Source organism: Mycobacterium sp. NGS34, assembly GCF_059812845.1.
In genome coordinates this window covers 93,747-105,667 of the sequence record NZ_JCALDM010000018.1, presented here as the reverse complement: position 1 = coordinate 105,667, position 11,921 = coordinate 93,747, and the positions used below count along the sequence as shown (strand labels likewise).

The window sequence follows — 11,921 nt, the reverse complement described above, 5'->3', positions numbered from 1 at the left end:
CTGGCCGCACACTCGGCACGAGCCGGCGGTGGGTCAGATGAAGTCCGACCCGCCGTCCACGTTGACGGTGGCGCCGGTGACATAGCCATTTCGGCGAGACGCCAGATAGGCGGTGACGGATGCGACCTCTTCGGGAAGTCCGGCACGGCCAAGGTCGCAGGGCTGGTGGAAATTGTTGTCGATCCAGGTCATGACATCGACCGGGTTGGTGGCGTCGAGCCCGTCGGCGGCGAGGATGTCTTTGAGTACTTCGGTGAAGCTGGCTGTCACGATAGTTCCGGGGCACACGCAGTTGACCAGAATGCCGTCCTTGGCAAGGCTTTTCGATAGGTTCTTCGTGACGCTGGCCAATGCCGCCTTCGATGCCGTGTAGGCCACGATGCGCGGGTTCTGTCGCTGAATCGAATGCGCCGACAGCGTGACGATCCGGGCCCAATCCGCGGCGCGCAGCAACGGCAACGAGGCACGGATCGATCGCACGGCCGACATCGTGCCAAGTGTGAACGCGTCGCCCCATTGCGTGTCGTCCATCTGCTCGAAATAGCCGTCACCCGGTCCAATCGTGTGGACGAGGCTGTTGAGGCGCCCCCAACGCTCCGAGACCGCGGCGAAGCCATCGGCGATGGATTGGGCATCAGCCATATCCACGCTGATCCCCACGGCATCTGGAGCGCCCGCCTCGCGCAGCGATTCCACGGCGGCGTCCAGCGCTCCCGGGCTCCTGGCCATCACCGCCACGCTGGCCCCTTCGGCCGCAAGGGTTTCGGCGATGGCCAGCCCCATACCCTTGCTGCCGCCTGTGACCACTGCCGTCGAATCGGTGAAACCCAGGTCCATCGACGTCTCCTTCCGGTTGCTGCGTTGTCGTCGTTCAGAGCGAAACCCGCGCGATCGCTTCCGCCGGCACGCCGAGGCCGCCCAAGCAGAACCGAAGCGCGCGTTGACGGACGCTGTCGCGGTCATAGTCGCCGGTCATCCATTGCCGCTCGATGCCCGCCCACACCACGGCGTGAATGGCCTCCGCATCGGTCACCGGATCGATGTGGTGGAACACCCCGTGCTGCAGACCACGTTGAAGAGCCTCGGTGAGCGGCTTGAGCAATTGCGCGTATGCGGGCATGACCAGAGTGGGGGAGCCGAACATCTGCGATTGAGCCTCGAGCGATAGGCGGCGCAAGTCGGATTTGATGTTGGCGTCGAAGGCCAAGTCGAGTCGCCCGTCGATCCACGCGGCGACCGCGTCGATCTCCGTGTTGGCAGACGCCATTCGGCGTCGAAGTCGCCGTTCTTCGACACGCGCCGATTCAAGGAACAGCGCTGCCACCAGTTCGTCCTTGGAGTCGAAATGACGATAGAACGCCCGGGTGCCCAATGCGCTTCGTTCAAGAACAGCCGCGATGCTGAGCCCTTGAATTCCGCTTTCCCGCAGCGTCTTTGACGCAGCGGCGAGGATCTTGCGTCGCACCGTTGCGTCTGGACCCAACTTGTCGCTTCGCGGCGCGCGAGGAGCGCCCACGGAGTCAGGCGGTGGCATCGTAGGCGGCCAGGTAGCCCGCGAACCGCTCGCGAACACCCTCGGGCGTTAGGCCGTAGTCGGCCAGGTCGTATTCGTGGGTGCCGCGGGAGCCCGGGCGATGTCCCTGCGCCCACTGCGTGACCGCGTGCAGAGTCGCATCGGTAAAGGGCAAACCCAAGGAATCGTAGCTGGTTTGCAGGGTGCGCACCGGATCACTTTGCAGATCGGCGAACGAGACGTCGGCGAATCGCTCGTCGCCCTGCCTCGCGCGAAAGTCCATTGCCCGCCGCACACCTTCAACCCAGCTGTCCACCTGTTCCGCGCCGAGTTCCTTGGCGTCGTTGCGATCGCTGCTCCAGCTGCGCACGTATTGGATCAGACTGCACACGGAGGCCATCACCTTAGCCGGATCGCGGTGACTCCATAGGAATTTGGCGTTCGGATAGGCCTCGACGAGCGCGTCGAGCGCGAACATGTGCACGGGCGTCTTGAGGTGCCACAGAACCGGTGGGCAGTGCCATTGCAACAGCTTGAGCACTCGCCGGTGGAAGGTGTACGTCTCGCGCATATCGCAATTCATCAGCCACGCCAGATATCCGGGTGCGCGGACGGCGCCGTCGAAGTGGAAAGTGCGAAAACTCATGCCCATCAGGTCCTGGCATTCGGTCGGGGCTGTGGGCTCGGAGTTGTACATCGTTTTCATCAACGGGAACATGTCGTCGAGCATCTTCAGGCCGGCCTCGGCCTGCGCGATCCGCGGGTCACTGTGCTGGGTGGCGGCCTCCGGCGGCGGCGTGGGTGCCTGGGATTCCCACATCCGTAGGGACCGGAACTGAGGGTCGGCGGCCACGAGTTGGCTCAGCGCGGTGGTTCCGGTGCGCGGTAGTCCGATCACGAAAACTGGTCCGCCGACTACCTGGTCATCGATTTCGGGGTGCGCAGCGTAGGTGTTCTCGATCCGGAGGCGTTGGATCAGGGCGTTGCTGACGGTGGCGTGCTGGATGACCCGGCCCATGTCGTTGAGGTCCGCCTCGGTGTTCAGTGCCTCAACGATGCGTTCGAGCCCCTCGCGGTAATAGGGCGAACCTAAATCGTCGAGACCGGTTGCGGCCCGGGCGCCCTCTTCTAACTCGTCGGCATCGAACGTCATCGTCCGAACCTTTCGTGTACGGCCTGCCGGCGTGCCGCGAGGATCGATTTCCGCTCGTCGGGAGTGACTTCTGCGGTGTCCGAGGGCAATTCGGCGTGGATGCGGTCGAACGGCACGATCCGGGTGCTGGGCGTCGGCGCCGTCTCGGTGCGCACGCAGCGCAGGATGACGGGCCCGTTGCTGTAGCCGGCGGTGTCGAGCCAATTCGCGACTCCAGGATCCTCCGCGCACAGCACTACACGCACCAGCCCGTCGGAATCCACGGCGGCCTGGTGGGCGTTCAGACTGGATTGATGGCGCCCGTAATGGATGGTCTCCCACCACGGGTTGCCGATGGAAAAGCTCCAGTAGACGCCTTCCGGCGGTACCACTTCGACGATTAGGGCCTCGCCCGGGCGCAGCTCCCACCGACCGATAACCGGCCTGTTCTCGGCCGCCGCTCCGATATCGCTGCGGTCGATCGGTGGCAGGAACCCATTTGTCGGGGGCGCCGCACCGAACTGCAGAAAGAACGCCAGGTTGTCCTGAACGAAGTCGCCGAGGGCGACCAGTTGCTTCGTCAGCGCGTGGTGTGTATCCACCGGGCGGCCGATGGCCTCCACCGTGGCGTCGAGCCGCTCGATGCGTAGCGACGATGCCACCTCGGCATCCCAGTCGTAGAAGAAGTGCCGCACCGTCAACGTGGGATGCTCGCCGTCGATACGCATCCAATTACCCGTTCGCCCCGTCTCCTCAGAGGCAGACAGCAGCACCTCGAAGTTTCCCGCGGAGTCCACCTCGAGTTCGTCAACCAGTGCGTTTGCCGTCGACGCGATGCCATTCATCGTCTGCAGCCCGACGTACCGGGCGGTGCCGCGATTGCCGAACAGTCGGTAGCTCTGCCCGCCGTGCAGGACCGCGCGGGTGTAAATGCAGTCCGGACACTCCATTCCCCAGGTCACGATGTCGTCGGTACTGGTGCGTTGGACGGACAGGATGGGATCGGGATCGAACCGCAGCACCTCGTCGATGCCGGCGGCGAGGAGCACGAGGAGATGTCGCAAGCCGGCGGCAAGATCGACCCGATTTCGGTTCGCGGGGTCGGACTCGACGACCTGCGCGGCTTCGCGGAGCCGGTCCATCAGGTACGACCAAGCTTGTCCCAGATCGGCGTCACCGGACGCACCGGACAGCGCCGCCTCGGCGATCGAGAACGGCAACCACGACAGTGGCTTATTAGGGTCGCTCATGTCTCCCCGCTCGGTCCTGTGCTCGCGCCCTTAAGTGAAAATCAGATTTTCGGCTAATGTCGACGACTATGCAGGGAACGGATGCGAATGTCAACGTCGCGTCCGCAGCGGTAGGTTGACACCGTGACACCCACCTTTGCCGACCTCGCCAAGGCGCAATACCTGCTGCTGACCACCTTCACCAAGGACGGGCGGCCCAAGCCGGTGCCGATCTGGGCCGCGGCCGACGGCGACCGGCTGCTGGTCATCACCCAGGAAAAGTCGTGGAAGGTCAAGCGGATCCGCAACACCCCGCGGGTCACGCTGGCCACCTGCACCATGCAGGGCCGGCCGACCAGCGAGGCGGTCGAGGGCACCGCGGCGATCCTCGACAAGTCGCAGACCGGCGCTGTCTACGACGCCATCGGCAGCCGGTACGGCATTGTCGGCAAGGTGTTCAACTTCTTCAGCAAGCTGCGCGGCGGCATGGACAACAACGTCGGCCTCGAGCTGAAAGTGGCGCCAGGCTAAGGCAAATGGGGACCGTCCTCATCCCGATCCCGGACCGCGACTTCGACCCGACCGAGGTCGCCGTCAGCTGGCGGGTCCTGACGCGCGACGGGCACCGGGTGGTCTTCGCCACCGAGAGCGGCGCGCCCGGCGTCGCCGACGACATCATGGTGACCGGCCGCGGGTTGGACATCTGGTCCGCGCTGCCGCTGCTGGGCCGCGTCCCGGTCGTCGGGTTGATGCTGCGGGCCAACAAGGACGGCCGCCAGGCGTACCGGGACATGCTGCGATCGGCGGAATTTCAGCATCCGGTCAGCTGGTCGCAAGCGAGCCTCGACGGCATCGACGCGCTGCTGCTGCCCGGCGGCCATCGCGCCCGGGGGATGCGCGGTTACGTCGACAGCGACATCCTGCAGCGCCTCGTCGTGGACGCCTTCGGCCGGGGGCTGCTCGTGGGCGCGATTTGTCACGGCGTGCTGCTCGCCGCGCGCAGCGTCGATCCCGCCACCGGTCGCTCGGTGCTCTACGGTCGCAAGACCACGGCGCTGACGTGGGCGATGGAGGGCCTGGCCTGGCGGCTCACCCGGATGACCCGATTGTGGGATCGCGATTACTACCGAACCTATACCGAGGAGCCCGGTCAGCCGGTCGGCTACATGTCCGTGCAGTCGGAAGTCACTCGCGCCCTGAAGGATCCGACGGATTTCCAAGACGTCGGCAGCGACACGCCGCACCGGTTGCTGAAGTCGTCGGGGATGGTGCGTGACACCGCGAGCGATTCGCGGCCCGCGTTCGTCGTCGACGACGGCAGTTATGTGTCGGCGCGCTGGCCCGGCGACACGCATAGCTTCGCGAACGTCGTGTCGCGAAAGCTGAGGTGATCCAACGGGTTTCAGCCCGTCTTCAAGTGCTCCCGGAAGAAGGAGAAGACGCGGTTCCACGCGTCGTCGGTGGCGGCCTCGTCGTAGCCGAAACCGGCGATGCGAAGCAGCGGCTGGGCGGGCAGCGTGTTCGCGAAGCTGTGCCCCACGCCGGGGTAGACCTTGGTGTCCGTGGTGATCTGCTTGGCCTCGGTTACGTCCCGGAATTTCTCGGGCGCACCCTTGCCCAGGGGGTCACGGCCGCCGAAGCTCGCGACGATCGGGCACGCCCCGTCCAGGGTCTTGTCGAGGTTGCGCGGCAGCGGAGTCCCGTAGAACGGCGCCGAGGCCCCAAAACCCTTGGGCGACATGACGAGCGCGAAATGCCCGCCCATGCAGAACCCCGCGATGCCGACCTGCCCGGAACACTCCGGCATGGCCTTGAGGTGATCGCGCGCCGCCAGAATGTCGTCGAGGGCGCGCCCCCGCTGCGCCTGCATCTCCCGCATGACCCGGGTGATGCAGCGGACGCGGCCGCCGCGGGCATACATGTTCGGGGTGAGCGCCACGTACCCGCCCCGCGCGATGCGCTCGTTGGTCGCCTGCTTGTCCCGGCCGTAGCCGAATGCGTCGTGGATCACCACCACGCCCGGCCACGGGCCCTGTCCCTGGGGAACGTTCAACAGCGCGTCAATCGATCCGTCCGGGGTGTCGATCTGAATCGTTGCCATAGCGTCATCTAACTGCAGCCGTGTCGGGCGACACCAGGGGAACTCCATGGTGGCCCGCGGACGTTGGCCTCACATGATGTCGCGGCTGTTCCTCATCTACGCCGTCGTCGAGCTCGCGGCGGTCATCGCGCTGGTCTCGTCCGTCGGATGGGGCTGGACGCTGCTGGCGCTGCTGGGCACGTTCGTGATCGGGTGGGTCGTGCTGGCGCCGATGGCCGGTTCGCAGCTGATCCGGCAGATCGGGCAATTGCGCTCCGGGCTGACCGAGGCGCGCACGGCGGCGGGCGACGGGGCGCTGGTCACCCTGGCCATCGCGCTGGTCCTCGTCCCGGGGCTGGTCACCACGGCTTTGGGCCTGTTGCTGCTGGTCCCCCCGATTCGAAGGGTCGCCGGCGCGGGACTGATGCGTGCCTTGCGGCGGCGGGTGCCGCTGATCGCCGAGGCGACGCTTTTCGGGGCCGAGACCGACGGCCGCGACTACATCGACGGCGAGGTCGTCGACGTGCGGGACTTCCGGGCGCCCGCCCTGCCCAGCGAGATGCGCGGCGGATATCCCGGAAACCCCGCCTGGGATTGATCCGGGATTGATCTGAACGCCGTCACACGTAGTTTTGGCCTGTGACCGACACGCCCACCACGCTGCTGGTCAACGGGCGGGTGCACAGCCCGAGCCATCCCGACGCCACCGCCATGGCGGTCCGCGGCGACGTCATCGCCTGGCTGGGCAGCGACGACGTCGGGCGCAGCCAGTTCCCGGACGCCCGGGTCGAGGACCTGGACGGCGGCTTCGTGGCGCCGGGGTTCGTGGACAGCCACATCCACCTCACCGCGACCGGCCTGACGCTCAGCGGCCTGAACCTGCAACCCGCCGCGTCCCGCGCCCAGTGCCTGCGGATGATTGCCGAGCACGCGGCCGCCCACCCGGGCCGGCCGGTGTGGGGCCATGGCTGGGACGAATCGTCGTGGCCCGAGAACGCGCCGCCGAGCACCGCCGAGCTGGACGCCGTCCTCGGTGACCGGCCCGCCTACCTGACCCGCGTCGACGTCCACTCCGCGCTGGCCTCCACGGCGCTGCGCCGGCGGGTCGCGGACCTGCCCGCGGCGGCCGGTTTCGACCCGGAGCGGCCGCTGGTCGGCGACGCCCATCACCTGGTCCGCGCCGTCGCCCGCGGCCTGCTGACGCCCCAGCAGCTGGCCGAGGCCCGGACGGCCGCGCTGCGGGCCACCGCCGCGGCCGGCATCGTCGCGGTGCATGAATGCGCGGGTCCCGAGATCGGCGGGCTCGACGACTGGCTGCGGCTCCGTGAGATCGATGAAGGCGTCGAGATCGTCGGCTACTGGGGCCAGGCCGTCACCACGGCGGCCGAGGCGCGGGCGCTGCGGGACGAGACGGGCGCCCGCGGGCTGGCCGGCGACCTGTTCGTCGACGGGGCGCTGGGGTCGCGCACCGCCTGGCTGCACGAGCCGTACGCCGACGCCCCAGACCGCGCCGGCACCTGCTACCTGGATCCCGGCGCCATCGAAGCCCATCTGCGGGCATGCACCGAGGCGGAGGTGACGGCCGGTTTCCACGTCATCGGCGACGCCGCGGTCTCCGCGGCGGTCGCGGCGTTGGAACGGGTCGTCGCGGACCTCGGGGTGGCCGCCGTCGCCCGCTGCGGGCACCGCCTGGAGCACGTGGAGATGGTCACCGCCGACCAGGCCGCCAAACTGGGCGCGTGGGGCGTCATCGCCAGCGTGCAGCCCAATTTCGATGCGTTGTGGGGTGGCGCCGACGGCATGTACGCCCGGCGGCTCGGCGCCGAACGAGGCAGCCGACTGAACCCCCTTGCGCTGTTAGCATCCCAAGGCGTGCCCCTCGCGCTCGGTTCCGACGCCCCCGTTACGGGCATCGACCCGTGGGCGAGCGTGCGCGCGGCGGTCAATCACCACACCCCGGGCAGCGCGGTGTCGGCGCGGGCCGCGTTCGCGGCCGCCACCCGCGGCGGCTGGCGGGCGGGCGGCGCACGCGACGGCCAGGCGGGCACGCTGGTGCCCGGCGGGCCCGCTTCCTACGCCGTGTGGGACGCCGGGGCCCTCGACGTCCAGGCGCCGCGCGACGCCGTCCAGCGCTGGTCCACCGACCCCCGCTCCCGGGTGCCCGCGCTGCCGCCGCTGGGCCCCCACGACCCGTTGCCGACGTGCCGTCGAACCGTGCATCGAGGCGCTGTCATCCATGGCTAGGGAGTGGTTCGGCGGCCTCCAGCCCCCCGACCAGGACCCGATAAGCGACCCGATCAGCGAAGAGGCCGAATCGGAGCGGGACGACGACGCCGCCGAGATCCGCGCCGACGAGCCCGCAAGGGCCGACGAGGCCCCAAGCGCCGACGAGCCGGAAGAGGCGGCCCGCCCGCCCGCCCGGCCCGGGGCCGCGACGCGCCGCGTGCTCGCCGGGGTGGGCGCGGCGGCGATCGCGCGGCTCCCGGGCGTTTGGGCCGCGCTGCGGCCCCGCCTGCCGCGACTCGCGCTCGCCATCGCGGGCGGCTTGCTGCTGTTCGCCAGCTTCCCCGCCGTGAACTGGTGGTGGGCCGCCGTCGTCGCCGCCGCGTTGCTGGCCTGGGTGCTACAGCATCCGGCGACGACACCGGCGGGCGGGTTCGGCTACGGCTTCCTGTTCGGGCTGGCCTTCTACGTGCCGCTGTTGCCGTGGATCAGCACGCTGGTGGGCGCCGTGCCCTGGCTGGTGCTGGCGGCCACCTGTGCGCTCTTTCCCGCGCTATTCGGCCTGTGCGCCGTCGTCGTGCGACGGCTGCCCGGCTGGCCGATCTGGTTCGCGCTGCTGTGGGCGGCCCAGGAATGGCTGAAGTCGATCTTTCCGTTCGGCGGCTTTCCCTGGGGCGCGGTCGCCTTCGGTCAAGCGCAGGGTCCGTTGTTGCCGTTGGTCCAGCTCGGCGGGGTCGCGCTGCTGTCCATGGCCGTCGTGCTGGTGGGATTCAGCGCGACCGCGATCGCGCTGGAGATCGCGAAGTGGTGGAAAACCGGGCACCCGACCGGCTCAGCAGCCGCGAAAGAGCCCGCGCCGCCGCCGGCCGTGGTGCTGCCGGGCGTCTGCATCTGCCTGGTGTTGTTCGCCGCCGTCATCATCTGGCCGCAGGTGCGGCACGCGGGCGCGGGAGCGGGCGGCGAACCCTCGGTCACCGTCGCCGTCGTCCAGGGCAACGTGCCGCGGCTGGGCCTGGACTTCAACTCCCAACGCCGGGCGGTGCTGGACAACCACGTCCGCGAGACCCAGCAGCTGGCCGAGGACGTGCGCGCGGGGCTGGCCCCGCAACCGCAGTTCGTGATCTGGCCGGAGGACTCCTCGGACATCGACCCCCTCGCCAACCCCGACGCCGCCGAGCAGGTCGCGCGGGCCGTCGCCGCGATCGGTGCGCCGATACTGGTCGGCACGGTGCTCGACGTGCCCGGCCGCACCCCGGACAACCCGCAGTACACCAACACGGTCATCGTGTGGAATCCGGTCAGCGGGCCGGCCGATCGCCACGACAAGGAAATCGTGCAGCCGTTCGGGGAGTACCTGCCGATGCCGTGGCTGTTCAAGCACCTCTCCGGCTATGCCGACCGGGCCGGGCACATGGTGCCCGGCCGAAGCAGCGGCGTGGTGAACATCGCCGGAGTACCGGTCGGGGTGTCCACGTGCTGGGAAGTCATCTTCGACCGGTCCCCGCGAAAGGCGGTGCTGGGCGGTGCCCAGCTGCTGGCCGTGCCCGCCAACAACGCGACCTTCAACAAGACCATGAGCGAACAACAGCTGGCGTTCGCCAAGGTCCGGGCGGTGGAGCACGACCGCTACGTGGTGGTCGCCGGAACCACCGGGATCAGCGCGGTGATCGCCCCCGACGGCGCCGACCTGGTCCGCACCGATTTCTTCGAGCCCGCCTACCTCGACATGCAGGTGCGTCTCAAGACCAAGCTGACGCCCGCGACCCGGTGGGGCCCGATCCTGCAGTGGGTTTTGGTCGCAGCGGCCGGAGCGGTCATTCTGGTCGGGATACGGCACAATGGATGGTTCGCGCGTCCGATTCTTCGGAGGTCCAGGCCTCGCGGTGAATCGGAAGACGCCGGAACGCCCCCGGGCGAACCCCCGCCCGACGAGGGCGACGCGGGGAGAGCGCAAGGCACTGCGCCGGCCGAGGACGGCGATGACGACACCCCGCCCGAGCAGGGCGGCCTACCTGATTTCGGGCGAGACAAAGGAGCTACATGACCACCGGCCAGCCGGCGCCCCGGGTCCCGGGCGAGCGTCCCAGCGAGCGCGTCCTGGTGATCATCCCGACGTTCAACGAGCGGGAGAACCTACCGGTGATCCACCGGCGGTTGACCACGGCGTGCCCGAAAGTGCACCTACTCATCGTCGACGACAACAGCCCCGACGGCACCGGGCAGCTCGCCGACGAGCTCGCGGCGGCCGACCCCGACCGCATCCACGTGATGCACCGCACCGCCAAGGACGGCCTGGGCGCGGCCTACCTGGCCGGTTTCGCCTGGGGTCTGAGCCGGGACTATTCGGTGCTCGTCGAAATGGACGCCGACGGCAGCCACGCGCCCGAACAGCTGCACCTGCTGCTGGACGCGGTCGACGCCGGCGCCGATCTGGCGATCGGTTCCCGTTACGTCGAGGGGGGAGCGGTGCGCAACTGGCCGTGGCGGCGCTGGGCGCTGTCGTGGACGGCCAACACCTACGCGCGGGTCGCCCTCGGCGTCGGCGTGCACGACATCACCGCCGGCTACCGGGCCTACCGCCGCGAAGTGCTCGAGACGATCGGCCTGGACGCCGTGGACTCCAAGGGCTATTGCTTCCAGATCGACTTGACCTGGCGCACCGTCTGCAATGGGTTCGTCATCGCCGAGGTGCCGATCACCTTCACCGAGCGCGAACTCGGCGTCTCCAAGATGAGCGGATCCAACATCCGCGAGGCGCTGGTCAAAGTCACCCGGTGGGGCATCGAGGGGCGCTCCTCGCGCCCCCGCGCGATCCGGGCCGACAACCGCGGTTAGCCGCGGCGGCGCGACCGGATCAGCTCGAGTCGCTCCTTGAGCAGCTCTTCGAGCTCTTCGACCGAGCGGCGCTCCAGCAACATGTCCCAGTGCGTGCGCGGCGGCTTGACCTTCTTCGGCTCGGGCAGGTCGCCCTCGATGAGGGTGCCCTCCATGCCGTTGCGGCACAGCCAGGTGCCGGGGATGTCGGCGTCGTCGGCGAAGGGGACCTCGAACTCCTCGCCGTTCTCGGTGCGGTACCGCGCGATCTGACGCGGCGCGAGGTCGTGGTTGCGGTCGGTCTCGTAGCTCACGGCTCCAAGGCGACTGCCTCTCAGGACGCGATCGGCCATGGGTGCTACTCCTTTAGATCCTGTGGGCTGTGGTGCAATTTCCGTTTAGCAAACGTAACGACGGCCCGCGTAGTTCCCAGGCCGACACGCGGCATACGCGACGCGACCTTCAATGATACGGGATTGCCGATCACGGCCGACTATCCTCGGCAGGCGTGACCCGCCGCGCCCGCCCCCACCCGTGCCGGTGGTGCGGTCGGGACGTGACCGACGCCGGGATGGGCCGCCGTCGCCAGTACTGCCGGCAGTCCTGCCGGCAACGCGCCTACGAGCAGCGCGCCTCACTGAACCGGGGCTTGAATCAGGAAGGGGTGGCGGCATTGCCCGCCGACGCGGTGGTGCTGTCGGCCGAGGACGCCGCCGACCTCTCGGATCGCGTTTACCAGGTGCGATGCGCCGCGGAGGACGTTGCCACGGCGCTCGACGAGGGGGCCGCCACGGCCGAGCTGCGGGAACTGTGCGACGTGCTGATCCAGGCCGCCCGCGCCGCCGACGGTTGGCGCCGGGCGGGCGTCTAACCCGGCTTTGACCACCACCGATGGGTTCCCGAGTACAGTCGCGCCATGGGCGGCGGACC

At 68.8% G+C, this 11,921-nt stretch carries 11 protein-coding genes and 1 pseudogene; 6 read left to right on the top strand and 6 right to left on the bottom strand.

The window, feature by feature from the left end:
• Window positions 1-33 precede the first annotated feature (33 nt).
• The 4 genes from AC5Y7V_RS28270 to AC5Y7V_RS28255 are packed head-to-tail and all read right to left on the bottom strand — an operon-like array spanning window position 34 to window position 3,895.
• Window positions 34-837 carry an SDR family NAD(P)-dependent oxidoreductase gene (locus AC5Y7V_RS28270; protein ID WP_499883341.1) on the bottom strand — a complete coding sequence of 268 codons (804 nt, stop codon included), beginning with the start codon at window positions 835-837 and terminating at the stop codon, window positions 34-36.
• A gap of 34 nt (window positions 838-871) precedes the next feature.
• Window positions 872-1,534 (bottom strand): TetR/AcrR family transcriptional regulator, encoded by a 663-nt coding sequence (locus AC5Y7V_RS28265; RefSeq protein WP_499883340.1) that lies wholly within the window; start codon window positions 1,532-1,534, stop codon window positions 872-874.
• Window positions 1,521-2,666 carry a sulfotransferase family protein gene (locus AC5Y7V_RS28260; RefSeq protein WP_499883339.1) on the bottom strand — a complete coding sequence of 382 codons (1,146 nt, stop codon included), beginning with the start codon at window positions 2,664-2,666 and terminating at the stop codon, window positions 1,521-1,523. The genes AC5Y7V_RS28265 and AC5Y7V_RS28260 overlap by 14 nt, the downstream gene beginning before the upstream one ends.
• A complete protein-coding gene (locus tag AC5Y7V_RS28255; RefSeq protein WP_499883338.1) occupies window positions 2,663-3,895 on the bottom strand; it encodes a DUF1214 domain-containing protein in 1,233 nt (410 codons plus the stop codon). Before AC5Y7V_RS28255 ends, AC5Y7V_RS28260 begins: the two co-directional genes overlap by 4 nt.
• Window positions 3,896-4,018: 123 nt before the next feature.
• On the opposite strand from AC5Y7V_RS28255, the gene AC5Y7V_RS28250 reads away from it, so the two are divergent.
• Together AC5Y7V_RS28250 and AC5Y7V_RS28245 are read left to right on the top strand one after the other, a co-directional pair.
• On the top strand, window positions 4,019-4,405 hold the full coding sequence (locus tag AC5Y7V_RS28250; RefSeq protein ID WP_499883337.1) for a PPOX class F420-dependent oxidoreductase: 387 nt from the start codon (window positions 4,019-4,021) through the stop codon (window positions 4,403-4,405).
• Window positions 4,406-4,410: 5 nt separating this feature from the next.
• The gene (locus AC5Y7V_RS28245; RefSeq protein WP_499883336.1) at window positions 4,411-5,265 is read left to right on the top strand and encodes a type 1 glutamine amidotransferase domain-containing protein; all 855 of its coding nucleotides are present in this window, start codon (window positions 4,411-4,413) and stop codon (window positions 5,263-5,265) included.
• An 11-nt stretch (window positions 5,266-5,276) separates the two neighbouring features.
• Here the strand turns inward: AC5Y7V_RS28245 and AC5Y7V_RS28240 are convergent, their stop codons facing one another.
• The gene (locus tag AC5Y7V_RS28240; RefSeq protein ID WP_499883335.1) at window positions 5,277-5,975 is read right to left on the bottom strand and encodes a dienelactone hydrolase family protein; all 699 of its coding nucleotides are present in this window, start codon (window positions 5,973-5,975) and stop codon (window positions 5,277-5,279) included.
• Window positions 5,976-6,048: 73 nt separating this feature from the next.
• Between AC5Y7V_RS28240 and AC5Y7V_RS28235 the strand changes: the two genes are divergently transcribed.
• From AC5Y7V_RS28235 to lnt, 3 genes and pseudogenes are all read left to right on the top strand, one after another.
• Window positions 6,049-6,552 carry an FxsA family protein gene (locus AC5Y7V_RS28235; RefSeq protein WP_499883334.1) on the top strand — a complete coding sequence of 168 codons (504 nt, stop codon included), beginning with the start codon at window positions 6,049-6,051 and terminating at the stop codon, window positions 6,550-6,552.
• Between the two features lie 113 nt (window positions 6,553-6,665).
• Window positions 6,666-8,198: an amidohydrolase gene (locus AC5Y7V_RS28230; RefSeq protein ID WP_499883345.1), complete on the top strand. Its 1,533-nt coding sequence runs from the start codon at window positions 6,666-6,668 to the stop codon at window positions 8,196-8,198.
• Window positions 8,191-11,012, top strand: a pseudogene (gene lnt, locus AC5Y7V_RS28225) (apolipoprotein N-acyltransferase). The gene AC5Y7V_RS28230 and the pseudogene lnt overlap by 8 nt, the downstream one beginning before the upstream one ends.
• On the opposite strand, the gene rbpA reads toward lnt, so the two are convergent.
• On the bottom strand, window positions 11,009-11,344 hold the full coding sequence (rbpA, locus tag AC5Y7V_RS28220) for an RNA polymerase-binding protein RbpA (protein WP_067015244.1): 336 nt from the start codon (window positions 11,342-11,344) through the stop codon (window positions 11,009-11,011). The pseudogene lnt and the gene rbpA overlap by 4 nt on opposite strands.
• A 155-nt stretch (window positions 11,345-11,499) precedes the next feature.
• Here rbpA and AC5Y7V_RS28215 point away from each other — a divergent pair, with 155 nt between their 5' ends.
• The gene (locus AC5Y7V_RS28215; RefSeq protein ID WP_499883333.1) at window positions 11,500-11,862 is read left to right on the top strand and encodes a hypothetical protein; all 363 of its coding nucleotides are present in this window, start codon (window positions 11,500-11,502) and stop codon (window positions 11,860-11,862) included.
• Window positions 11,863-11,921: the final 59 nt, after the last annotated feature.